This is a genomic window from Sporofaciens sp. SGI.106 (genome assembly GCF_050314255.1).
In the GTDB taxonomy this organism is placed as follows: domain Bacteria; phylum Bacillota; class Clostridia; order Lachnospirales; family Lachnospiraceae; genus Claveliimonas.
On the sequence record NZ_JBNPMZ010000002.1, the window covers coordinates 44926 to 68872 of the forward strand.

Annotated in this window: 21 protein-coding genes; 7 read left to right on the forward strand and 14 right to left on the reverse strand. The window is 46.2% G+C overall.

Features of this window, described 5'->3' with window-relative positions:
* Positions 1-100: 100 nt before the first annotated feature.
* The 3 genes from ACQRCC_RS01940 to cls all read right to left on the reverse strand — a co-directional run bounded on the left by ACQRCC_RS01940 (position 101) and on the right by cls (position 4156).
* The gene (locus tag ACQRCC_RS01940) at positions 101-1441 is read right to left on the reverse strand and encodes a sodium-dependent transporter (RefSeq protein ID WP_427849132.1); all 1341 of its coding nucleotides are present in this window, start codon (positions 1439-1441) and stop codon (positions 101-103) included.
* Positions 1442-1471: 30 nt separating this feature from the next.
* Positions 1472-2527 carry a trigger factor gene (tig, locus tag ACQRCC_RS01945; RefSeq protein WP_427849133.1) on the reverse strand — a complete coding sequence of 352 codons (1056 nt, stop codon included), beginning with the start codon at positions 2525-2527 and terminating at the stop codon, positions 1472-1474.
* A gap of 153 nt (positions 2528-2680) precedes the next feature.
* A complete protein-coding gene (cls, locus tag ACQRCC_RS01950) occupies positions 2681-4156 on the reverse strand; it encodes a cardiolipin synthase (RefSeq protein ID WP_427849134.1) in 1476 nt (491 codons plus the stop codon).
* 169 nt (positions 4157-4325) lie between these two features.
* Here cls and ACQRCC_RS01955 point away from each other — a divergent pair, with 169 nt between their 5' ends.
* On the forward strand, positions 4326-4772 hold the full coding sequence (locus ACQRCC_RS01955) for a hypothetical protein (protein WP_427849135.1): 447 nt from the start codon (positions 4326-4328) through the stop codon (positions 4770-4772).
* A 72-nt stretch (positions 4773-4844) separates the two neighbouring features.
* Here ACQRCC_RS01955 and ACQRCC_RS01960 read toward each other — a convergent pair whose 3' ends face one another.
* The 11 genes from ACQRCC_RS01960 to ACQRCC_RS02010 all read right to left on the reverse strand — a co-directional run bounded on the left by ACQRCC_RS01960 (position 4845) and on the right by ACQRCC_RS02010 (position 16715).
* Entirely contained in the window at positions 4845-5276 is a 432-nt protein-coding gene (locus ACQRCC_RS01960; protein WP_427849136.1) for a DUF1934 domain-containing protein, read from the reverse strand.
* 12 nt (positions 5277-5288) lie between these two features.
* On the reverse strand, positions 5289-6116 hold the full coding sequence (gene murI / locus ACQRCC_RS01965) for a glutamate racemase (protein WP_427849137.1): 828 nt from the start codon (positions 6114-6116) through the stop codon (positions 5289-5291).
* 90 nt (positions 6117-6206) lie between these two features.
* A complete protein-coding gene (gene pfkA, locus ACQRCC_RS01970; protein ID WP_427849138.1) occupies positions 6207-7181 on the reverse strand; it encodes a 6-phosphofructokinase in 975 nt (324 codons plus the stop codon).
* 115 nt (positions 7182-7296) lie between these two features.
* Positions 7297-10770: a DNA polymerase III subunit alpha gene (locus tag ACQRCC_RS01975; protein ID WP_427849139.1), complete on the reverse strand. Its 3474-nt coding sequence runs from the start codon at positions 10768-10770 to the stop codon at positions 7297-7299.
* 23 nt (positions 10771-10793) lie between these two features.
* Complete coding sequence (locus ACQRCC_RS01980; RefSeq protein WP_427849140.1) at positions 10794-11633, reverse strand: CvfB family protein; 840 nt, start codon at positions 11631-11633, stop codon at positions 10794-10796.
* Between the two features lies 1 nt (position 11634).
* On the reverse strand, positions 11635-12342 hold the full coding sequence (locus ACQRCC_RS01985) for an acyl-[acyl-carrier-protein] thioesterase (RefSeq protein ID WP_427849141.1): 708 nt from the start codon (positions 12340-12342) through the stop codon (positions 11635-11637).
* Between the two features lie 16 nt (positions 12343-12358).
* Positions 12359-13018, reverse strand: a complete 660-nt coding sequence (spoIIR, locus tag ACQRCC_RS01990; RefSeq protein WP_427849142.1) for a stage II sporulation protein R — start codon at positions 13016-13018, stop codon at positions 12359-12361.
* A 73-nt stretch (positions 13019-13091) separates the two neighbouring features.
* On the reverse strand, positions 13092-13772 hold the full coding sequence (locus tag ACQRCC_RS01995) for a GntR family transcriptional regulator (RefSeq protein ID WP_427849143.1): 681 nt from the start codon (positions 13770-13772) through the stop codon (positions 13092-13094).
* Entirely contained in the window at positions 13772-14659 is an 888-nt protein-coding gene (ispE, locus tag ACQRCC_RS02000; RefSeq protein WP_427849337.1) for a 4-(cytidine 5'-diphospho)-2-C-methyl-D-erythritol kinase, read from the reverse strand. Before ispE ends, ACQRCC_RS01995 begins: the two co-directional genes overlap by 1 nt.
* A 36-nt stretch (positions 14660-14695) precedes the next feature.
* Positions 14696-16255, reverse strand: coding sequence for a DUF3794 and LysM peptidoglycan-binding domain-containing protein (locus ACQRCC_RS02005; RefSeq protein ID WP_427849144.1), 1560 nt, complete (start codon positions 16253-16255; stop codon positions 14696-14698).
* 13 nt (positions 16256-16268) lie between these two features.
* Positions 16269-16715, reverse strand: a complete 447-nt coding sequence (locus tag ACQRCC_RS02010) for a protease complex subunit PrcB family protein (protein WP_427849145.1) — start codon at positions 16713-16715, stop codon at positions 16269-16271.
* 71 nt (positions 16716-16786) lie between these two features.
* Between ACQRCC_RS02010 and malQ the strand changes: the two genes are divergently transcribed.
* From malQ to ACQRCC_RS02040, 6 genes are all read left to right on the forward strand, one after another.
* A complete protein-coding gene (gene malQ / locus ACQRCC_RS02015; RefSeq protein WP_427849146.1) occupies positions 16787-18277 on the forward strand; it encodes a 4-alpha-glucanotransferase in 1491 nt (496 codons plus the stop codon).
* A 16-nt stretch (positions 18278-18293) separates the two neighbouring features.
* Positions 18294-19028 (forward strand): lysophospholipid acyltransferase family protein, encoded by a 735-nt coding sequence (locus ACQRCC_RS02020; RefSeq protein ID WP_427849147.1) that lies wholly within the window; start codon positions 18294-18296, stop codon positions 19026-19028.
* A 140-nt stretch (positions 19029-19168) separates the two neighbouring features.
* Positions 19169-20623, forward strand: a complete 1455-nt coding sequence (locus tag ACQRCC_RS02025; RefSeq protein WP_427849148.1) for a nicotinate phosphoribosyltransferase — start codon at positions 19169-19171, stop codon at positions 20621-20623.
* A 19-nt stretch (positions 20624-20642) separates the two neighbouring features.
* The gene (locus ACQRCC_RS02030; RefSeq protein ID WP_427849149.1) at positions 20643-21704 is read left to right on the forward strand and encodes a D-alanine--D-alanine ligase family protein; all 1062 of its coding nucleotides are present in this window, start codon (positions 20643-20645) and stop codon (positions 21702-21704) included.
* Positions 21705-21716: 12 nt separating this feature from the next.
* The gene (locus ACQRCC_RS02035) at positions 21717-23090 is read left to right on the forward strand and encodes a UDP-N-acetylmuramoyl-tripeptide--D-alanyl-D-alanine ligase (RefSeq protein WP_427849150.1); all 1374 of its coding nucleotides are present in this window, start codon (positions 21717-21719) and stop codon (positions 23088-23090) included.
* A 3-nt stretch (positions 23091-23093) separates the two neighbouring features.
* Positions 23094-23912: a Cof-type HAD-IIB family hydrolase gene (locus ACQRCC_RS02040; RefSeq protein ID WP_427849151.1), complete on the forward strand. Its 819-nt coding sequence runs from the start codon at positions 23094-23096 to the stop codon at positions 23910-23912.
* Positions 23913-23947 lie beyond the last annotated feature (35 nt).

A 23947-nucleotide genomic window follows, 5' to 3' on the forward strand; every position in this document is an offset into this window, starting at 1 on the left:
CCCTCCATCCCTTCGTTTTGTCAGAAAAATCTTTCCTAAATTATACCCCAAATTTTCCTGTTTGTCAGTAAAAAAAGGGGCTGTCTGCCCAGACAACCCCTTAGCCGATTCCTCCAAAGAAAATACCAAGCACATATACAATTAATGTGATTCCGACAAAGACATACTTGGTCAATGGTTCAAACCATTTACCCAATGGCTTCTGTGCCCCCGTCTCTGCCTGCTCTCTTGCAAACCCCTTCGGGCAGACCCAGAAAAACATAATTCCTGCCAGAAGTGCCCCCAGCGGAATGATATAAATGGAGATTACATCCATCCACGCTGATACTGCATCTCCACTTTCGATCAGTACACTGATACCTGCACCAATCAGAGCAATCACTGCAACTGCCAGCTTTCTGGAAAGCCCGAACTGCTCCTGCAGCGCCTCAATCGGTGTCTCAAACAGGTTCATCAGAGACGTAATTGCTGCGGACAGCACTGCCACAAAGAAAATAATCGCAAATATCTGCCCAAATGGCATCTTCTGAAATACGGCAGGCAATGTGATAAACATCAGCGGCGGGCCACTGGCCACATCCAGCCCGAATGCAAATACGGCAGGAATGACTACGATTCCCGCAAGCAATGCTGCACAGGTATCAAAGAATGCCACATTTTTGGCACAGCTTACAATATCAATATCCTTCTTCAGATAGCTTCCATATACGATCGTTCCCGATCCGGCCAGCGACAATGAAAAGAAAGCCTGCCCCAAAGCATATACCCATGTATTCACATCCAGAAGCTGCTTCCAATCCGGCACAAACAGGTACTTATATCCTTCAACCGCTCCCGGGAGTGTAGCAACACGTACCATCAGAATAACGAAAAACACGAAAAATACCGGCATCATAACCTTATTGACTTTCTCAATACCTTTCGTTACGCCAAGCACCATGATTGCAAAGGTAATACCAAGAGCAAGCATATGCCAGCCCACACTTCCAAACTTCACAGCCAGTCCGCCAAAGAATCCTCCGAAATCCTCCGTCTTCATCAGGCTTCCTGACAGTGCACTCCACAGATAACGGAGTACCCATCCTACGACCACAGAATATCCGATTGCAATTCCAAGGGATCCGATAACCGGAATCATACCGACTGCTCTTCCGACCGGCCTTGCCTTCTTACCAAAACGCAGTTCCATTGCACCGGCAAAGGCTCCCAGCGGTCCTGTCTTCATGCTGCGCCCGAATGCCATCTCCCCGATTACACCGGAAAATCCCAGCAGTACTACAAAAATAAAATACGGAATTAAAAATGCTGCCCCTCCGAACTTACCTGTCCGATACGGGAACATCCAGATATTTGCCATCCCTACTGCTGAACCGATACAGGCAACAATAAACCCGAATTTGGTACGGAATTGATCCCTTCCATTCTCATTTGTACTTTTCATCTCTACTCTCTCCTAATCAAGACTCCTGTCTTAATCATTCTTTACCTGAATACAATGTTTAGCCAGCCATTCCTTCACGTAATTCTGAATTACGATCGTCTTGAGAGTATCCTCATCCGCTGCTTCCTTAAGAGCATCTACGCTTTCATAACCGTACTCTTCGGCAAGTTTTTCAAATTCTTTCTCCATGTCCTCATCTGCCGGAACAAGCTTCTCCTTCTCACCGATCACCTCTGCTACCAGCTTACTCTTAACACTCTCCTTAGCAGCCAAATCTACCTGTTTCTCGAATTCCTCCAGTGAATATCCCATCTGCTGTTCAATAAATTCTTCATAATCCATCTGATAATATTCTGCTGCATCCTTATACTGCTGAATCAGAGAATCTGATATCTCTTTCAGGTCTTCTTCCGGATATTTTTTTACCTCTGCCTTCTCCAGTACAGCTGTCCATGCCGCATCCTCCAGAGCAGAATCATAATCGGTAGAGGCATTCTCTTCCAGAGTCTTCTTAATCTCTTTCTTATATTCTTCCACAGTCTTGGACTTCTCAGATACCGTCTTAACGAAGTCATCTGTAAGCTCCGGTGTCGTGGATTTCGTAATAGAATTTACCGTAATTGTAAATACCACATCTTTGCCTGCCAGATCCGGGTTGTTGGAATAGTCATCCGGAAACTTTCCATTCCAGTCGTACGTATCCCCGATATTATGTCCGATCACACTGTCTTCGAATCCGTCAATAAAACTTCCGGAACCGATCGTCAATGGGTAATTCTCAGCCGTTCCTCCGTCAAATGCCACACCATCCAACTTGCCGACAAAGTTAATATTTACAGTATCGCCATCCTCTACTGCACGGTCTGTAATCTCTTCTTCTGTTGCGTTCTGTGCAAGTACGGCATTAATGTAATTATCTACAGCCTCATCTGTGACCTCTTCTGCCTCGTCTACTTTATCCACTTCAATTCCTTTATACCCTGCAACTGTTACATAATCATTACTTGCCTCATTACTGGAACATCCTGTCATTACCATGGCACAAACTGCTGTTCCTGCCAGCATCACTGCTATTTTCTTCTTCATATTACACCTCTCTGTCTGATTTTCACCCGATCCGGGTAAGCGACACAGCCAGATAACCTGATTATCCACTCTGACCTCAAAAAGTCGCCTCATATCTTTATACCACATACATATTCTAAATAAAACCTTTTTCACAGGATTTTCATTTTTTAACTACAATACCGGTGAAAATAATCTGCAGAACTGCTCTTTTATACGAATAATCATCCCTCTTCCCCGATACATCTTACGGGTAACGAGTGTTGATTTTTCAATATCTTTCTCAAATGCATCTTCCAGACACCGGGTAGTTTTGGCACTGTAGATCACTGCATTCACTTCAAAATTAAGAGCAAAGCTGCGGATATCCATATTCGCCGTTCCCATACAGGTCACCAATCCGTCCACACACATGCACTTGGAATGAAGGAATCCATTATCATAAGTGTAGCATTTTGCGCCTGCAGCTATCATATCTCCCAGATAAGAATAGGTTGCCCAGTATACAAAGGGATGATCCGGCTTACACGGAATCATAATCCGCACGTCAATTCCAGATTTCGCAGCTATTTTCAATGCTTCAAGAATATCTTCATCCGGAATGAAATACGGTGTCTGAATATAGACATTCTTTTTTGCCAAATGGATCAGGCGAAGATAGTTATTGCGGATCACCTTGCTTCTGGAATCAGGTCCACTGGAAATGATCTGCATAGGCTCACGGCCGTTTTTCTGATATTCCGGAATCTCAAATAGATAATCCTTTAAAAAAAGATTCTCACTGGCAGCATAATTCCAGTCCAGCACAAAACGGACCGCCAGTGATGTTACCGACGCCCCCTCTATGCAGATGTGCGTGTCTCTCCAGTAACCGAATTTTTTATCACGCCCCAGATATTCGCGTCCGATATTAAATCCGCCCACAAATCCTACTCTGCCGTCAATAACTGCGATCTTTCGGTGATTCCGGTAATTCACGCGAAGCTGAAGCTTACCGAGAACCGCCGGAAAAAATTCTGCCACCTCAATTCCGGCATCCTCCAGCCGTTCCCAGTCCCGGTTATGCATGGTCCGGCAACCCATACTGTCAAACAGCACCCGGATCTCCACACCCTGACGCGCCTTCCGGAGCAGAACCTCTTCGATTTTCTGCCACAGCTCGTCATTTTTTATAATATAGTACTGCAGATGGATATACTTCCTTGCATGCTCCATTTCATCGATCAGGGCCCTGAATTTTTCCTTTCCATCCGTAAAGATCTGCACATCATTATTGTCCGTAAGAACAGCCTCACCCTCGTTCAGATTATACAGGATCAGGCTTCTGAACCGCTCCTGATCCGGATCTCTGAGCCTTAGTCTTCTCCTGTAAATAGACTCTTCCTGTCTGCGGATGGCATACTTTACTTCGCCTTCTATCTCCTTCATTTTAAACATTCTCTCCTTACGGAAATTCTGTCCAAGAAGAAGGTAGAGCCCAAATCCCAGCACCGGCACACAGTACAGCACCAGAAGCCACGCCCAGACTGTAGTAGGATTTTTTCTCTGAAAGAAAATAATCAGAACAGAAAGAAGAATATTTATAATCAACAGATGGTCCATGATCCACCAAAATGCGGTCCGGACGCCATCTCCCAGTAATTCCAGCATATTATCACCCCATATCTATCTCTCAACTGATATAATAAACTCTCGCATGCCAAAACTTCAAGCAATTTATCCAAATTAATTCTCTGATGAGCTCAAATCCCTTGCACTTCCGTCAAAACAATGTTACAATTTATTTCATGTAAAAATAGTTTATTTTAGGAGGTTTCCCGTGAGCAAACTGACAATTGTTTTATTAGTGATATTAATTGTTTTAATCATCGCGTGTGTCGTACTATACTTCCTGGGCAAAAGGGCAGAAAAGAAGCAGGCAGAACAACAGGAACAGATGGATGCCATCAAACAGACCGTTACCATGCTTATTATTGACAAAGGTAAGCTTCGTCTGAAGGATGCAGGTCTTCCGTCCGTTGTTGTAGAAAACACACCCAAGTATCTGCGCCCCTCCAAAGTTCCGGTTGTAAAAGCAAAAGTCGGACCGAAGATTATGACTCTGATGTGTGATGCACAGATTTATCCTCTGATTCCGGTTAAAAAAGAAGTGAAAGCTACCGTAAGCGGTATCTACATAACCGGAGTAAAAGGACTTCGCGGACCGCTGGAAGTGCCTGAGAAAAAGAAAAAAGGATTCTTCGCCCGCTTTAAAAAGGAGAAATAAAAAGTGAGTCAACCGGGGACAGGTTCCGTGACTCTACTTGAAGGTAGAGTCACGGAACCTGTCCCCTTTGACTCATAACCCACGGATATTTACCTTAATCTCACATTCTGACAGAGGTTCATTATTTACATCCAGCGCATAGTTAATATGCACATCAATATTCTCTTCCTGGACATCCACCCGCATATCCTTCGTGTGGATTCCCACCATCATGTCCCCAAAAGGAGTCTGATAATTCGTCATATTGATGCGGTCTTTCTCAAATACCATCCTGGTACTTGCAATACCGCTCTTATTGATCTCAAAAAGCCGGTCGCCGGTGATCTTGATCGTGTTCTTAATGGTTCCCGGAATTCCTTCCACTACCTCATCATACAGAACATAGTGTTTCCCGTTTTTAAAATAATACGAGGCCGGTGTAATGACCTCAAGAGGCTCTGCCCCGTTTTCCTCATCCACACTGTAGTGCAGACCGGAAATACTGATTAATACGTCTTTTGTCATAATTAAATTCCTTTAATAATCTTCTATATTGATCTGCTGAATTGTCTCTACATTATACGGCAAAATGGAGTTCGCAAACTGCTTGAATTTCTCCGCCGCGTCACTGACATAAAATTCGTACTTTGTAAGGCTGTCTCTATCGTTATTCAGCCCCTTCTCTTCCAATATCCGCTTCAAATCCATAGCAGTCTCATATGCCGGATTCACAATACTCACCTTATCTCCCAGATATGCCATAATCCTGGAACGAAGCAGCGGATAGTGAGTACAGCCAAGGATCATGGTATCAATATCCGATTCCTTCATCTCACGCAGATAGATATCAATAACCTCATCTGCAATATGATGCTTTGCAAACCCTTCTTCCACCAGCGGTACGAAAAGCGGGCAGGCTTTTCCCATAACTTCTGCCTCCGGCTCCAGTTCCCGGATTACTTCGGTATAGGTCTGACTCCGGATGGTTCCTTCTGTTCCGATCACACCTATTTTCCTGCTCCTGGTCTCCTGAACCGCTGCCCTTGCTCCTGCTGTTATGGTGCCGATAATAGGCAGATCAAATTCTTCCTTCACGACGTCCAGCGCCTGGGCACTTGCCGTATTGCAGGCAATCACGATTGCTTTCACATTTCTGGTCAGCAGGAAACGAATAATCTGTCTGGAAAAACGGATAATATTATCTTTGGATTTGCTTCCATAGGGAAGTCTTGCCGTATCCCCGAAATAAACAATATTCTCATCCGGAAGCTGACGCATGATCTCGCGGGCAACTGTCAATCCGCCCACACCGGAATCAAACACCCCAATGGGCCTTTTTTTTATTTCTGTCATCTCCACTTTCATACTCTCCTCTGTCTTTGATATCTCATAGTATAAAAAAGATTGCGCAAAAGCGCAATCTTTTATTTCACTTTCGGATTCAAGACTTAGTTCCTACAATGCAAGCTGTCTCGCAATCTCATACTGGTACTGCGGAATTCCCTTCTTCATACCCAGTGCTTCATCAATATCAAAATCTACATATTCACCATGCTTATAACCAACCACACGGTTTGTCTTGCCATCCAGCAGAAGATCCACTGCCATTGCTCCCATGATAGAAGCATAGACACGGTCTTTACAGGTCGGGCTTCCGCCACGCTGCATGTGTCCGATAATCGTAGCTCTGGTCTCCATTCCGGTTGCTTCCTCAATACGTTTTGCCATCTCAATAGAACCGCCGATACCCTCTGCATTGATAATGATATAATTCTTTTTACCACGCTTTCTGCATTCCTGAATATCAGCTACAATGGCAGCCTCATCAAAATCATGCTCCTCAGGCATCAGAATCTTCTCAGCACCATTTGCAATACCACACCACAGTGCCAGATAACCTGCATCACGTCCCATAACCTCAATGATAGAACATCTCTCATGAGAGGTTGATGTATCACGAACCTTATCAATTGCTTCCATTGCTGTATTAACAGCAGTATCAAAACCAATCGTATACTCTGTGCATGCAATATCCAGATCGATCGTTCCCGGAACACCGATTGTATTAATGCCAAGTTTGGAAAGCTTCTGTGCCCCCTTAAAGGAACCGTCTCCTCCGATAACTACCAGTCCGTCAATACCGTATTTTTTACAGATAGCCGCTGCTTTCTGCTGTCCTTCTTCTGTACGCATCTCTGCACAGCGTGCAGTCTGGAGGATAGTACCACCTCTCTGAATAGTATCGGATACGTCTCTTGCAGACAGATCAATAATCTCTTCGTCCAAAAGTCCCTGATATCCCTTTCGGATACCTCTTACTTTCAATCCTTTTCCTAATCCTGTTCTGACAACTGCACGGATTGCCGCATTCATTCCCGGAGCATCTCCACCACTTGTCAAAACACCAATTGTACGAATTTGTTTAGCCATGATCATTCCTCCATTTGTAGATGTGTTTTACCATTCCCTTACGGGTGATATTTGAGTTATTATATTGAAATAGTCTTACTTTAATCTCACTTCGGGCACTATTTTACATGAAATATCAATGCTTTTCAATAGGTTTTTCTACAACTTTTACACAAGATTCTCCGTAAGAATTCGTCAATCTGCTCAGAATCCCCGGTTCGATGTAAATACTTCTTCCCGCCGGAAGTCGTTTGATTGCCTTTTCCTTTCTGCAGTAGATGACCACCTGGTCCTCACCTTCCGATGCATTCAGAAGCTGAAACAGATGTGGCTCCTCCGCCAGATAGGTCTGCTTGTCTTCGAACTGGATCCACAATTCCTTTTTCGTCCGATCAAAAGGTACGATGGACTCGCAGATTAATTTACTCGGGGCATCATCCTCCTCAGACACCCGCCCTCTGACAAACACTTTACTGTCTTCATTCAAATAGCGCTGATTTTTCTCATAATCCTTTGGAAATACCACCACTTCAACCGTTCCCGCCAGATCCTCTATGGTAAGAAAAGCCATCGTCTTATTATTTTTCGTATGTTTGATCGTTTTGGCTGTAATCATTCCGCCGATAATCTCTTTTGCTCCGTCGCGAACCTTCGACCGTCCGGTAGAATCGTCAATCTGAAAATCCAGCGTTGTTTTCGTGATGCTTTTACGCCATTTTTCCTCATAATCCTCCAGAGGATGTCCGGTCAGATACACCCCGACGACTTCTTTTTCAAAAGCAAGCTTCGTCTCCTTCGCATACTCACCCACATCCGGAAGCGGAATATCGAATTCCTTTTTCTGCTCCTCATCCACCAGATCAAACAGAGACATCTGCCCTGTCATGGAGTATTTTCTCTCCTGATTGACCTGGTCCAGAATCTGAATGTAGATCATCATGAACTGCTTTCTGGTTCCTCCCAGACTGTCAAATGCTCCCGCTTTGATAAAGCTCTCAATGGTTCTCTTATTCACTTCTCTTCCGGAAAGGCGCTCCACAAAATCCTTCAGATTTTTAAATGGTCCCCGGATTTCCCGTTCCTCGATAATTGCCTGAATGACCGGGCGCCCGATACTCTTAATAGCAGCCAGACCATAGCGGATATTTCCGCCGTCTACAGAGAAATTCCCCTCTCCCCGGTTAATGTCCGGAGGCAGGATCTGGATTCCCATCTGCCTGCAGGCGTAAATATATTCTGCCACTTTTGCAGAATTATCAATCACGGAGGTCATAAGCGCCGCCATGAATTCCACCGGATAATAATACTTCAGATATGCCGTCTGATAAGCCACCACGGCATATGCCGCCGCGTGAGATTTATTGAATGCATACTTGGCAAAATCAATCATTTCGTCATAAATCTTGTTTGCCGTTTTCTCATCAATTCCGTTGTTTATACATCCCGGCACTCCTTCCTCCGGATTGCCGTACACGAAGTTCTGCCGCTCCCGCTGCATCACATCGCCCTTTTTCTTGGACATGGCACGGCGCAGAAGATCGCTTCGTCCCAGAGTATATCCGGCCAGATCCCGCACAATCTGCATAACCTGTTCCTGATAAACAATACAGCCGTAGGTAGGCTCCAGTATCGGAATCAGCTGCGGACAATCATAGGTGATGGAATCTCTGTTATTTTTTCCCCTGATATACTGAGGAATGAAATCCATCGGACCCGGACGGTAAAGCGAAATACCCGCAATGATATCCTCCAGATTCTGAGGCTTCAATTCCTTCATGAAGCTCTTCATTCCGGCACTCTCCAGCTGAAATACACCATCCGTCTTACCACTTCCGATAGAATCCAGCACCTGTTTATCATTATAATCAATGGTATCCATATTTATGCGCTTTCCGGAGCTCTTTTGGGCCAGCCGAACCGCATTCTGGATCACCGTCAGCGTCCGCAGTCCCAGGAAGTCCATCTTCAGAAGTCCCAGCTCCTCCAGCGTCGTCATCGTAAACTGTGTGGTAACCGACCCATCGGATCCAAGAGACAAGGGTACGTACTCATCAATCGCCTTCTGACTGATGACCACTCCTGCTGCGTGCATGGATGTATGTCTCGGGAGTCCCTCCAGACGCCTGGACATATCGATCAATTCCCGGACCTGCTCATCCTCCTCATACATCCGTCTGAGATCTCCGTTGGCATTCAATGCCTTATCCAATGTAATATTCAGTTCCGTCGGAATCATCTTCGCAATCGTATCCACGAAAGCATAGGGAAGATCCATCACCCTGCCCACATCGCGGATAACACCTCTTGCCGCCATCGTACCAAAAGTAACGATCTGCACCACCCGGTCCGCACCGTATTTACGCACTACATAATCAATAACCTCCTGCCTGCGTTCAAAGCAGAAATCCACGTCGATATCCGGCATGGATACACGCTCCGGATTCAGGAAACGCTCAAACAGGAGCTGGTATTTAATAGGGTCGATCGTGGTAATCTCCAGACAGTAGGACACCAGACTTCCTGCCGCAGAACCTCTGCCCGGTCCCACCATAATATCGTGATCCTTCGCATATTTGATAAAATCCCACACAATCAGAAAGTAATCCACATATCCCATGGACTGAATAACGGACAACTCATATTTCAGCCGTTCTTTTAATTCTTCCGTCACCGGCGTATACCGCCGCTCCAGTCCCTCAAAACAAAGCTTGTTCAGATATTCCCAGGAGGTATATCCCTCCGGTACATCGTATTTGGGAAGCTTGGTTACGCCGAATTCAATCTCCACATTACAGCGATCCGCAATTTTCTGAGTATTTTCCAGGGCTTCCAGCGCATAAGGAAAGAGCTGCCTCATCTCCGTTTCCGATTTGATATAGTACTGTCCGCCTTCATAGCGCATCCTGTCCTCATCCGCCAGTTTTTTTCCGGTCTGAATGCACAGAAGAATATCGTGAGGCTTCACGTCATCCTCACTGGTATAATGAACATCATTCGTAGCCACCAGCGGAATGCCTGTCTCTGCACTCATGCGGATCAGTGCCTGGTTCACCGTCTGCTGCTGCGGGATCCCGTGATCCTGAAGTTCCAGAAAGAAATTATTTTTCCCGAAAATCTCCTCATACCGTTTCGCTGCCGCACGGCCTTCCTCATACATGCCGCGCGCGATATTCCGCTGTACCTCTCCTGCCAGGCAGGCGCTCAGTGCTATGATGCCCTCATGAAACTCCCGCAGGACCTCAAGGTCAATCCGGGGCTTATAATAATACCCTTCCGTAAATCCCCGGGATACGATCTTCATCAGATTATGATATCCGGTATCATTCTCTGCCAGAAGCACCAGATGATAGTAGCGGTCATCCCCGTTTCCCACTGCCTCTTTGTCAAATCTGGACCCGGGTGCCACATAGACCTCGCACCCCAGAACCGGTTTGATGCCTGCCGCCTTTGCCGCCCGGTAGAAATCAATCACACCAAACATGACACCGTGGTCTGTAATTGCCACGCTGTCCATGCCAAGCTCCTTTACCCGAGCCACACATTCTTTAATTTTATTAGAGCCGTCCAGAAGACTATACTCTGTATGAACATGCAAATGTGCAAATCCCATCGTCTTCTCTCTCTTTCTGTCTCCTACTTGTCTTTACGTACAATACCGTCTTTTTCAATCACGGCCCGTCCTTCCTTCATAAGGCGTCCGACCGCACGCTTGAATGCATTTTTGCTAAGACCGGTCTCTTTCTTAATCACTTCCGGATCTGCCTTATCCGTAAACGGCAAACGTCCGCCATGTGCATCCATGCGCTCCAGTACCATCTTAGCGTCTGCATCCATCTGTATAAATGCTTTTTCCCGCACACTTAAGTCCAGCTTTCCATCCGGTTTCACTTCCGTAACACGTGCCTCGATCCGGTCACCCACATGAAGCTTTCCGTATACTTCCTTCTTCGGAATCAATGCACAGTATATGTCATCCACGGCCACAAACAGACCGAAATTATCACTCTGCTCATAGATGATTCCCTGCACCCGGTCATCCTTCTTATAAGGAGAGTCCTTGCGGAGCTTCTCGTACACCTTCATAGTGGCACACAATCTGCCGCTCTTGTCCACATAGAGGCTCACCAGACAGGAATCTCCTTTCTTCACCTTCGCCGTCTGCTCCTTGAACGGAAGCAGGAGATCCTTCTCCAGGCCCCAGTCCAGGAATGCACCGATCCTTCCTGTATCTGCAACCTTCAGTGCCTTCACCTCACCCAGCACGATCTTAGGTTCCTGAGTAGTGGCAATCAGGCGGTCCTTAGAATCCTTATATAAAAATACCTCCACCGGATCACCGATTCCCACACCGGAGGGCACCTGCTTTTTCGGAAGGAGAACCCGCTCGTCCTCCGTTCCCAGATATACTCCGAAATCTACTTTTTTCACTACCATTAGTGTCTGTTTCTTTCCCAATCCTTTTTCTAACGTCATCTTATTCTCCCATCAATTCTACGACAGCGTAAGGCTTATCCTGCGTATCACACAGCTCTACGACTGTCCGGTTTTCCTCTCTTGCAATTTTCGGTACAATGATATCCTGATATCTGGCAGATTTCTTATACTCTACCCGGATTTCCCGCACCTGAATCTCTTCCTCCAGCGCCTCCAGCGCCATCTCTACATACTGACAATTATTCACATGCTCATTGGTATCGATCTGGAATTTTCTTACCGGGAATGCCGGACCTTCCACGACCGTCTCCGGCAGCCTGATCTTGCGGGACGCGTACTCCATATCAAGAGCCGGTTCCACGCCATAGACCGCGATTTCCTCCGGATCGGGCTTTGCCGGTCTTCCCTTTTCCATATCCATATATACCCAGATGGAATTGGCATACGCAAGAACTTCCTGATTCGCATCCTTCATCTGGAAATTCCTTGTACCGTAGAGTCCCTGAAACCCTGTAGACCAGGTACTGACAGCGACCTTCTCTCCCATCCCCGGATACCGGTTCACGATCACCTGCCAGAAGGAAAGAATCCATACTTTCTGTTTTTTCTTTAATGCGTCAATTCCAAGCCCCATATCCTCCGAATGGAAAGTACTGCAGTCCTGAAAATAATTTATAATTCCCGGCAGTGTAATGGTTTCGTGATGATCCACCTCACTGAACCGGATTCTGCTTTCAAATGTATACATATTCTCCTTCTTTCTCTTACTGTAAAAAGAACCATTTTATCTTAAACTCCGAAGTCGCTGTCACCATATCATAGGCATCCTCATCCAGTACCTGGCGAAGCTTCTCTTTTCCCTCTTCCGGCACCACTGCATGTACCGCGTCTATAAAACACAGATCCGGGTACAGGCAGCACCACCAGTTCTGCCCCCGGGCCTGTCCAATGCAGATTCGCAGAGCCTCATATTCTCCCGCCGGAAAAGTAACATCTCCATAAGTCTTAGCCGGAAAATAAGCATTCGAAAGCTCTGCAGTCACTTTGTCCCTGCTTCCTGCTTCCCGAAGCGTCTCTTCTGCCAGATTACGGATCTCCCCAAGATGGGCTTCCACCCATGCCTTCGTCCCGGAAAGTCCTTCCTTCCGCTCAGAAGGCAGTTCGCGCTCCATATAATCCAGCACCGCTTCCTTCACCCGCATTTTCAGCTGCTGATCTTCCTGACTGTCACTATTGGCAAGTACATGGAATCGGAGCACCTCTCCCGCCAGTTCCCTCTGGGCGCTTTCTGCTCTTGCCTCCACCAAAAGAGACCGCTCTCTCACCTGCCAGCCTGTCAGGAGTGCCGCCAGAATGAGTGCTGTGACCAGACAGCACATACTCCGTTTTTTTCTATATTTCTGATATCCTCTTTCATTTTCCATATGTAAGAACCTCCTTATTCCATCCTCGCGGATTCTATATCAGGAGTGTTCACATTTTTCCGGAAAATATTCACTAATTTTGTTTCATCCGGATCGTTCCGGTAACGGCTGTAACCTGATTGCCGATATGGCGGCACACAATCCTCACCGCCTCTTCCTTTTCCCTGTTCTCAATCTTCTCAATGATTTCCTCATGTTCTGCAATCAGCTGTGGATAAACATTCTTCTCCTTCAGATATTCCACACGGTATCGGTACATCTGCTCCCGAAGATTATTCAGAAGCTGAATCAGACGACGATTGTCCGTCGCCTCGTAAATAACATCATGAAATTTCACGTCTGCTTCCGCAATCTGCGTAATATCACCGGTCTTTAGCACGGCCTCGAATTCCTTTGCTGCCACTTTGAGCTGCCCGATCTGCTCTTCCGTAATTTTATCACAGGCAAGCTGTACGGACAATTCCTCCAGCGCACCTCTTACCTCCAGAACATCTCTCAGATTCTTTTCTGTAATCTCCGCAACCTCTGCACCTTTTCTCGGAATCATCAGAACCAGTCCCTCGAGCTCCAGTTTCCGGATCGCCTCACGGATCGGCGTCCTGCTGACCCCCAGCTTATTCGCAAGCTGAATCTCCATCAGCCTCTCTCCGGGTTTAAGTTCTCCGCGCAGGATAGCCTGTCTCAGCGTATTAAAAACTACATCTCTGAGCGGAAGGTATTCATTCATTGTCACTTCAAAATTCGGTTCCTTCATCACTTTTCTCCTTTTTGTACCCGTTCACGATGAACATTCGTCACATATACCTGTTTCGCCAGCTCCGCCTTCTTAATCCTGGACGCTGCCGCCTTCGCTTTAGCCCTGCTGTCAAAGATTCCAAATACCGTAGGTCCGCTGCCGCTCATCATAGCTCCCAGCGCACCGTTCTTTCTCATCATTTCCTTGATTTCTCCCAACACCGGATATTCCGGAATCATCACCTGTTCCAGTACATTTCCCATATTGGAAGCCACTCTGCGCACATCACCCGCTTCCAGACCGGCGATGATCCCGTCAATATCCGGATGACGAATATCCGTCATGGCATCATATTTCTCATATACCACCTTCGTGGATGCACTGAGCGGCGGTTTTGCGATCAGGATATAACACCGGGGCATAGGAGAAAGAGGCGTCAGGATCTCTCCGATTCCCTCTGCCAGTACCGTACCTCTCATAATACAATACGGCACATCTGCCCCCAGTGTTACTCCTCTTTCTTTTAATTCTTCCATGGAAAGAGCAAGTTCATACATCCGGTTCATACCGAAAAGGACTGCCGCCGCATTCGAACTTCCTCCTGCCATACCTGCTGCCACCGGAATATGCTTCTCCAGTGTAATCTTAATGCCTCCCGGCAGACCAAATTCATCCATCAGAAGCTTTGCTGCCTTATAGGCAATATTATTTTCATTTACCGGAAGAAAGGACAGATTCGTCTCAATTTCAATGCCCGGTTCCTGCTTCTTCTCCAGAATCACCCGATCGTATAGATATACAGTCTGCATTACCATGCGCACATCATGGTAACCATTCTCACGTCTGCCAAGGATATCAAGTCCCAGATTAATTTTTCCAAGTGCTTTTAATTCCAGTTTCTCCATCATTTCCTCCTGTTTTGTATCTTGTATACAGTGTTCTTACAGTATACTCATATTTTCTTTAAAAATCAATATCTTATCCCCCGGTTTGACGTTTTCTTCCGTAACATTATTAACCTCACATATTCCCTCTACCGTAGTGCTGAAACGCTTTGCCAGATCCCAGAGTCCCTCTCCTTCCCGCACGATATATCCGACAATTCCCGGAGCCTTTGCCGCCTCCTCCATATCAATCGGCTCTTCCGCAACATTTTGAATATTCCGGATTTTTTCCGGTCTGCGTAGGAAAATATGAAAAGCCAGCACTGCCTTAACCTCCGTTTCCTGATTTCCCAGAAGACCTACGGAAATCTGCTCCAGTCCACTGGTAATATCACAGCGCATATCGGGAGCTGTCTCATTGGTTTCTATGATATGAGTAAATGGAACCATTCCCTGCCACACATCGAACGGCGCTGTATCATCTGCTTTTACATAAAGGAAGCTGACATTCAGAACTCCTTCCACCAGAATCCCCTCAGCCGTTATTTCGGTGTGGTCCAACTGTATAAATCCGGTGCTGTGGCAGATCTGCAGGATGTCATCCTTAAGCTCCGGAAGAGAAAGCTGCTCTGATAATTTGTATTTGGAATGATTCTGCATGACCAGACTTTCCAGTGTAATCTCTTCCGCAGAAGGTACACATTTTTCTCTCAGAGAATACAGATCTTTTAGAAGCTGAAGATGCTCTTCCTCGTACACGCTGACTCTGATCTCCAGCGTAGCCTCTATACCGAATATCCGCATCTCCCCATCTTCATCCATACGAACATCCACATTTTCATCCGCAAGCTCCGCGTAGAAGTGGTGGTACATGGTATCATCCGCCCCAAAGCACTCGATCCTGCCTTCATACGGCACCGTTTGCTCCACCCAGTCCGTTTTTCCCTCCTGAGATTCATAGACACAGAACACCAGAAGCTCTCCCCGGAGCTTCAGCTCATCTCTTCCCAGTCTGGTATCCAGCTTCCGAAGTGAAACTTCCGTCCAGAGGAGAGTTCCGATATTTTCCTTCGTTCCGGCAATCTTCATTTCTTCCCGAATACGGTATGTATCCTTTCTGACCGACCTGAGCGCAAGCACTTCTTTATGATCAAATTTCTTGTACAGCTCTCCATTTCCATCCGCATCCATACAGAGAATCTCTTCCCTTTCCCCTTCCACACTCAGTTCCATGTCGGTCACAGCCTTTACATTCAGTTTTCTGGAGTGAATAAATGATACGGTAAGCTCTGCGCTGCAGGATTTTATAATGACCTGCCCGGCCGGTTCTTCCTCCAGATAAACCATTTCTTCAAATGGTATCTTGCCCTGCAGTGATGCCAGACGGGGCTCTGCCTCATCCGTCACATACAAAATCTGGTACTGAAGTTTTCCGGTTACCCGGGCATAATTTTCACTAACTTTTACCTCTTCCGTGCGGATACGTCCCTCACTTAATACAACTCTTGCCACATCCGCTTTGCTGTCCGGCACATTAATATCATCATCCACATAAAACTGATCAGATACCTGTCTCCCTATTTTATGATATCGTATTCCTTTTTTTACTAATTCCATTTTCTGCAACCTCCTACTCAAATACTACCGGCTTCTCATTATATTCCACTTTCACTGCCACATAGGGACAGGTTTCTTTATTCACAACTTCCTCCCCGTGGGCCGGTCCTATCAGCTCTGTCTCCAGATACAGTGCATTTTCCGTCTCATATACCTGAGACACTTTCACACTGTATCCGCTGGATTCCTGACTTCCATATCCCTCCACAATGTAAAGATACCCTTTATCCGCATAAGTAATCTTCATGGGATCCTTTTTTTCTGCTTCGATCTCCCCTGCCAGCTCCTTTGGTATCTCATCCGGGTCCACCACCGTGAACTCCAGATTCTTCTTTTTTTCTGTATCCAGTTTTTCCACTGAACACCCTGTCAGACCCAGCAAAATGCCTGTCAGGATGAGAATGCACAATCGTCTTCCCATACCCTGCCCCACGCAAATATTCTCTCTATTATCATACACACCACCCCTTTGAAAAATGACTGTTTTATGGTACAATACTTCTATTGAATTGACGACAAAGGAGAAAAAATATGGAACATTATAACCTGCCGCGCATTTCCGGCATTTTATTACACCCTACTTCTCTGCCTTCCCCTTATGGAATCGGAGATCTGGGGCCTGAAGCTTATGCATTTGTAGATTTTCTTGCCAAATCCGGTCAGCATCTGTGGCAGATTCTGCCTCTTACCCACACCGGATACGGAGATTCCCCCTACCAGAGTTTCTCTGCCTTTGCCGGTCAGCCTCTTCTGATCAGCCCGGAGCATCTTCTGGAGATGAATCTGATTACCCAGGCCGATCTTGAGAACTGTCCCAGAGGCAATGAAGAACAGGTAGATTACGGCACTATTATCCCGTGGAAGATGGCGCTTCTCAGAAAAGCTTATGATAACTTTTCCGGATCTGCAGAATATGACAGCTTCTGTCAGAAACAGGGATACTGGCTTGACGACTACGCACTTTTCATGGCATGTAAGGATTCCCATGGAGGTGCCAGCTGGCTGTCCTGGGAGGACGAATACCGTCAGCCTACCGAAGAAAAGAAAAGAGAACTCTCGCAGAATCTGCACCATGAAGCAGGTTTTTACCGTTTTGTACAATTCATGTATTTTACAGAATGGATGGCTCTGAAAGCTTACGCCAACGAAAAGGATATCCGAATCATCGGAGATATTCCGATTTTCGTATCTATGGACAGTGCGGATGTCTGGGCAAACCAGCATCTGTTCCAGCTTGATACGAAAGGATTTCCTTTGAAAGTAGCCGGTGTACCGCCGGATTATTTCTCAGCCACCGGTCAGCTGTGGGGCAATCCGCTCTATGACTGGGACGTTCATGAGTCCGAGGGATTTCAGTGGTGGATTTCCCGTATCCGCAACCAGCTGGAAGTACTGGATATCCTGCGCATCGATCACTTCCGCGGTTTTGAAGCCTACTGGTCCATCCCTTACGGTGAAGAAACCGCTATTAACGGCGAGTGGGTCAAAGGACCGGATCGCAAACTGTTTGCTGCCATTGAAAATGCTCTGGGGGAACAGCTTCCGATTATTGCCGAAGACCTGGGTGTGATTACTCCGGAGGTAGAAGCTCTCCGGGATGCATGCCGGTTCCCGGGAATGAAGGTGCTGCAGTTTGCATTTGAAGATCTGAATGAGAATGCATTCCTGCCTCATCAGTTCACCACCGCCAACTGTGTATGCTATACCGGAACTCATGATAACGATACCACCGTCGGATGGTACGAGACACTGGCAATCCCATCCCGGGAAAAAGTACAGCGCTACATGAATCTTCGTATGGACTATCCGGTCAACCTTGCATTCATCCGTGCCGCACTCGGCTCCATCGCTGCCTATGCCATCTTCCCGCTTCAGGATGTACTGGGCATCGGCAAGAACGGACGCATGAATACTCCGGGCAAGGCTTCCGGTAACTGGAGCTGGCGTTTCCGCAAAGGTGTACTGAATGACACTCTGGCTCAGGAACTCAAAGAGCTGACCCATCTGTACGGAAGAGATTAGAAACGGAGATGATTTTTTGATTAGATTTATATTAGTTGCTTTATTTTTATTTCTATTTCTGCTGCTGGGCATACCAGTACTGGGAATTGAATGGATTATTGGACGCTTCAATAAAGAACGTCAGGATTATCAGTCGCTGCGCATTGTTCAGTGGGCATTCCGGGTGATCCTGCGTATTTCCGGAGTAGAAATTACCGTAATCGGCGAAGAGAACATACCGGATGAACCGGTTCTCTACATTGGCAACCACCGGAGTTATTTCGACATTCTTCTGACTTATTCACGATGCAAACGGCTGACCGGATATGTAGCAAAGAAAGAAATGGAGCGCTATCCGCTTCTCCGGGACTGGATGCGGCGCTTATATTGCCTGTTTCTGGACAGAAGCTCTCCCCGCGAGGGTCTGAAGACCATTTTGCAGGCAATTGAATATATAAAAAATGGTATCTCTATCTGCATCTTCCCTGAAGGAACCCGCAACGACGGAGAAGAACTTACTATGCTTCCTTTTAAAGACGGCGCACTGAAAATTGCCGAGAAAACCGGATGTGCGATTATTCCTATTTCCATGAATAATACCCATTCCATTTTCGAGGCACAGGTACCGCGCATCAAAAAGACGCACGTAATTATTGAATATGGAAAACCAATTTATCCGGGTGAGCTGGATAAAGAAACAAAAAAACATCTCGGAACCTATTGTAAGAATATTATTATGGATACTATAAAAAAGAATCAGGCTCTGGTATAAACACGCCTGTAATTACAGGTGTATTGTCAGTTGTAGATAGTTTTCTTTTACATTTCCTATTACAGGTGCTATAATGTAACAGAATTTTATCCAAAATTCATAACATGATGATTATTCGCAAAAACAAAAAGGAGTAGAAAATGAGCAGAAGAGACTTGACCCTGTTGACTGATTTTTATGAGTTGACGATGATGCAGGGTTACTTTAAAGAAAAGGAAAAGAATGAAACCGTAATATTTGATGTATTTTTCCGTCAGAACCCATGCAATGGCGGGTATTCCATCTGTGCCGGACTGGAACAGGTTATTGAATATGTGAAAAACCTGAACTTTACTTATGAGGATGTAGATTATCTGAGAAGCCTGGGTATTTTCAGTGAAGATTTTCTTCACTATCTGAGCGGTTTCCATTTCAGCGGAGATATTTATGCTATTCCGGAAGGAACCGTTATCTTCCCGAAAGAGCCTATTTTAAAGGTCATTGCACCGATTATGGAAGCACAGCTTGTAGAGACCGCAATTCTGAATATTATTAACCACCAGTCGCTGATCGCCACAAAAACCTCACGAGTGGTATTTGCCGCAAACGGCGACGGTATTATGGAATTTGGTCTGCGGCGTGCTCAGGGACCGGATGCCGGTTTATATGGTGCAAGAGCTGCCATGATCGGCGGATGTGTAGGTACCTCCAATGTACTTGCAGGCCAGAAATTTAACGTACCGGTTCTGGGAACCCATGCACACAGCTGGATTATGAGTTTCCCGGACGAATATACAGCTTTTAAAGCTTATGCTGATCTTTATCCGGACAACTGTACACTTCTGGTGGATACATACGACACGTTGAAATCCGGTGTGCCGAATGCGATCCGTGTATTCCAGGAAATGAGAGATTCCGGTATTCCGCTTAAGAAGTACGGAATCAGACTGGACAGCGGCGACCTTGCATATCTGTCTAAGGAAGCGCGTAAGATGTTAGACGCAGCAGGCTTTGAAACGGCTGTCATTGCTGCTTCCAATGACCTGGATGAGTACCTGCTTCACGATCTGAAGATGCAGCAGGCTGCCATTACATCCTGGGGTGTCGGAACCCACCTGATCACATCCAAAGACTGTCCTTCCTTTGGCGGTGTATACAAACTTGCTGCCATTAGAAATGAGAAGGGTGAATTTGTACCGAAGATCAAGATTTCCGAAAACACAGAAAAGATTACTAACCCGGGAAACAAGACCATTTATCGTATTTATGATAAGACTACCGGTAAAGTAAAAGCCGATCTGATCTGTTTCGTGGATGAAGTATTTGACACAAATGAAGACCTTCTGATCTTCGACCCGATCGAGACCTGGAAGAAAACACGGCTTCCGGGCGGCTCTTATACCATGCGCGAGATTCTGGTTCCCGTCTTCAAAAATGGCGAATGTGTATATCAGTCTCCGAGCGTTATGGAAATTGCTGAATACTGCAAACAGGAGAAGAAAACACTTTGGGAAGAAACCAAGCGTCTCTTCTATCCACATCAGGTTTATGTGGATCTGTCCGACAAATTATATGAGGTTAAAAAATCACTGCTCGACCAGATGAGTAAGTCATAATTAAAGGAGTAAGATTTATATGAAAATTATTGTATTAGCAGGCGGTTACAGTAACGAAAGAGATGTATCCTTATGTTCCGGTGCCAGCGTATGCAAAGCCCTTCGTGAGAGGGGTCATCAGGCATATCTCCTGGATGCATTCATGGGACTGGAATATGACCCGGATAAACTGGAAGAGGTATTCGACCTTCCGGGCGGCGGTCTGGAGATTGCTGCCGGAATTCAGGTGACAGAACCGGATCTGGATGCATTGTGGGCTTCCCGTCCCGGAGATTCCAAAAGCTATCTGGGACCGAATGTTCTGGCGCTGTGTTCCATGGCCGATATCACCTTCATGGCATTGCACGGCAGTCTCGGCGAGAACGGAAAGCTTCAGGCCACCTTCGATGTTCTGGGCATCCGCTATACAGGTCCGAATTCTCTTGGATGCGCACTGTCCATGGATAAAGGCGTAACAAAGGAAATTTTCAAAATGCAGGGAGTTCCGACTCCTGACGGAACCCATTTATTCCGTAAAGATAAGGGCCGAACACTTGAGTCACTTGGCTTCCGCCTTCCTGTTGTCGTAAAACCATGCTCCGGCGGTTCCAGTATCGGTGTTCATATCGTACACACAGAGGAAGAATATAAAGCTGCAATAGAAGCATCCTTCCGCAAAGAAGATGAAGTTGTTATTGAGCCATTCATTGACGGCCGTGAATATGCGTGCGGTATCTTTGAGGGCAAGGCTCTTCCGCTTGTCGAGATCGTACCAAAGGACGGTTTCTTCGACTATGTGAATAAGTACCAGCTGGGTGGTGCTTCCGAGATCTGTCCTGCACAGTCCCTGACTGCCGAACAGACTGAACAGATCCAGAAAGCCGGTGAAATGGCTTATAACGCACTTCGCCTGGATGTGTATTCCAGAGCAGACTTTATTGTAGATAACCAGACCGGAGAGTTCTATTGTCTGGAGGTAAATTCCCTTCCGGGTATGACTTCTGCAAGCCTTCTTCCGAAAGCTGCAAAGGCTGCCGGATATGAATATGGAGAATTCTGCGAACTGATTATTCAGAAATCCATCGAAGCACGCTACCAGTAAGGAGTTTAAAAGATGAAAAATCTGACTTTAGAGAATATTACCAAGGCCTGTCAGGGCACCTACCACGGCGACACATCCCTTTTAACCAGAGAAGTTGCAGGTGTTACTATTGACAGCCGTAAGGTGGAAAAGGACTTTTTGTTCGTCGCAATTAACGGTGAACGTTTTAATGCACATAAGTTCATCCCTGACACCATCGAAAAGGGAGCATTGTGTGTTGTTTCCCACGAAGACCTGGGTGAGACACCTTATCCCTATATTCTGGTGGAAGCCACCGGTCAGGCACTGCTTGACATTGCAAAATTATACCGTGATTCCTTCGATGTAAAAGTTGTGGGAATTACCGGAAGTGTCGGAAAGACCAGCACGAAGGAAATGATTGCCTCCGTTCTTGCCGAAAAATATAAGGTACATAAAACGCAGGGAAATTTTAACAACGAATGCGGTCTGCCTCTCACGATCTTTGAGATGAATGAGACGCATCAGGTGTCCGTTCTTGAAATGGGCATCAATCACTTTGGAGAAATGCGCAAGCTCTCCACCGCCGCAAGCCCTGACATCTGTGTGATTACCAATATCGGTGTGGCACATCTGGAATTTTTGAAGACCCAGGAAGGAATCATGCAGGAAAAAACTCAGATGTTCCGTGATATGAAACCGGGCGGTTCCATTATTTTAAATGGAGATGACCCGCTTCTGTCTCAGATTGGTCCTGTAAAGGGAGTCAAACCTCTGTTTTACGGCATGTCACAGGAAAACTGTCAGATATATGCAACAGATATCTGTCCCCTTGGTTTACGAGGAACCTCCTGTACGATTCATCTGCCGGATGCCGCATTTACATGCACGGTTCCTACTCCGGGTATCCACATGGTATCTAATGCACTGGCAGGAGCTGCCGTGGGATACACTCTCGGTCTGACACCGGAGGAGATGAAAGCCGGAATTGAACACCTGCCCTTTATTGCCGGGCGCAACAATATTATCCAGACAGATAATCTGATTATCCTGGATGACTGCTACAACGCAAATCCGGTATCCATGAAGGCTTCTCTTGGAGTTCTTAACATGGCTATCGGACGAAAAGTTGCCGTTCTTGGTGATATGGGCGAACTGGGAACCGATGAAAAAGCACTGCACCGAAGTGTAGGAGAACACGCTGCTGATCTGGGAATTGACCTGGTCTGCGCAATAGGTGAATTATCGAAGGAAATTGTGGAGGGCGCTTCCCTTCCCGGTTCTTCCACCAGGGCGCTCTGGTTCCAGACAAAATCGGATTTCCTGACACAGGCAAAAGAAATTCTGAAGCCCGGAGACAATGTTTTAGTAAAAGCATCTCACGGCATGGAATTCCCTGAAATCGTGGATGCATTAAAGGAGCTGTAACCTATGGGTAGCTATCAGATACTGGTATTGGACCTTGACGGCACATTGACAAACTCTAAAAAGGAAATTACAAAACCAACACTTGAAGCGCTGCTGGATATTCAGCAGCAGGGAAAGAAAGTTGTTCTCGCAAGCGGTCGCCCCACTCAGGGAGTATTTCCTCTCGCAAAGGAACTGCACCTGAGCGATTATGGCGGATATATTTTGTCCTTTAATGGCGGAAGAATCACCGACTGCCGTTCCGGGCAGATTATTTATAACCGTATTTTGCCCGCAGATGTCTATCATCCCACCTTCGAACTGGCAAAAAAATATGCAGATCAGGGGGTGGATATTCTGACCTACGATGATGAAAACATTATTTCCGGAATCTGTCCCAACCAGTATTCTGAGCTGGAATCCCGTATCAATCACATGAAGATAAAGCGGGTCGAAAATTTCCCGGATTATATTAATTTCCCGGTAAATAAATTCCTTGGAACAGGCTCTCCCGAGATAATAACGAAGTTGAAAGACGAATTATCCGCACATTTCCGATCTTATCTGAACCTCTACTGCTCAGATCCGTTCTTTTTGGAGATTATGCCTCAGAGTATCGATAAGGCTCACTCTCTTCAGAAGCTTCTGAACAGTATCGGTCTCACCTCCAATGAAATGATCTGCTGCGGAGACGGATACAATGACATCACAATGATAGAAAGCGCCGGACTGGGCGTTGCCATGGCAAATGCCCAGCCTCTGGTTCTGGAAAAAGCAGACTATATTACTAAATCTAACGATGAAGACGGAATCCTTCACGTCATCAATCAGTTTATGCGTTAGAATCTAACCTATAGAAAGAAAAATGGGAGCATATC

Excerpts from the sequence above, each read along its gene's own strand:
- ACQRCC_RS02035 (WP_427849150.1), top strand. The coding sequence starts at position 21,717 with ATGAAAAATCTGACTTTAGAGAATATTACCAAGGCCTGTCAGGGCACC.
- ACQRCC_RS02025 (WP_427849148.1), top strand. The coding sequence starts at position 19,169 with ATGAGCAGAAGAGACTTGACCCTGTTGACTGATTTTTATGAGTTGACG.
- spoIIR (WP_427849142.1), bottom strand. The coding sequence starts at position 13,018 with ATGGAAAATGAAAGAGGATATCAGAAATATAGAAAAAAACGGAGTATG.
- ACQRCC_RS02030 (WP_427849149.1), top strand. The coding sequence starts at position 20,643 with ATGAAAATTATTGTATTAGCAGGCGGTTACAGTAACGAAAGAGATGTA.
- cls (WP_427849134.1), bottom strand. The coding sequence starts at position 4,156 with ATGCTGGAATTACTGGGAGATGGCGTCCGGACCGCATTTTGGTGGATC.
- ACQRCC_RS01975 (WP_427849139.1), bottom strand. The coding sequence starts at position 10,770 with ATGGGATTTGCACATTTGCATGTTCATACAGAGTATAGTCTTCTGGAC.
- malQ (WP_427849146.1), top strand. The coding sequence starts at position 16,787 with ATGGAACATTATAACCTGCCGCGCATTTCCGGCATTTTATTACACCCT.
- pfkA (WP_427849138.1), bottom strand. The coding sequence starts at position 7,181 with ATGGCTAAACAAATTCGTACAATTGGTGTTTTGACAAGTGGTGGAGAT.
- tig (WP_427849133.1), bottom strand. The coding sequence starts at position 2,527 with ATGAAGAAGAAAATAGCAGTGATGCTGGCAGGAACAGCAGTTTGTGCC.
- ACQRCC_RS01995 (WP_427849143.1), bottom strand. The coding sequence starts at position 13,772 with ATGAAGGAACCGAATTTTGAAGTGACAATGAATGAATACCTTCCGCTC.
- ACQRCC_RS01985 (WP_427849141.1), bottom strand. The coding sequence starts at position 12,342 with ATGTATACATTTGAAAGCAGAATCCGGTTCAGTGAGGTGGATCATCAC.
- ACQRCC_RS01960 (WP_427849136.1), bottom strand. The coding sequence starts at position 5,276 with ATGACAAAAGACGTATTAATCAGTATTTCCGGTCTGCACTACAGTGTG.
- ACQRCC_RS01980 (WP_427849140.1), bottom strand. The coding sequence starts at position 11,633 with ATGACGTTAGAAAAAGGATTGGGAAAGAAACAGACACTAATGGTAGTG.
- ACQRCC_RS02040 (WP_427849151.1), top strand. The coding sequence starts at position 23,094 with ATGGGTAGCTATCAGATACTGGTATTGGACCTTGACGGCACATTGACA.
- ACQRCC_RS02005 (WP_427849144.1), bottom strand. The coding sequence starts at position 16,255 with ATGGAATTAGTAAAAAAAGGAATACGATATCATAAAATAGGGAGACAG.
- ACQRCC_RS01940 (WP_427849132.1), bottom strand. The coding sequence starts at position 1,441 with ATGAAAAGTACAAATGAGAATGGAAGGGATCAATTCCGTACCAAATTC.
- murI (WP_427849137.1), bottom strand. The coding sequence starts at position 6,116 with ATGAAAGTGGAGATGACAGAAATAAAAAAAAGGCCCATTGGGGTGTTT.
- ispE (WP_427849337.1), bottom strand. The coding sequence starts at position 14,659 with ATGGAGAAACTGGAATTAAAAGCACTTGGAAAAATTAATCTGGGACTT.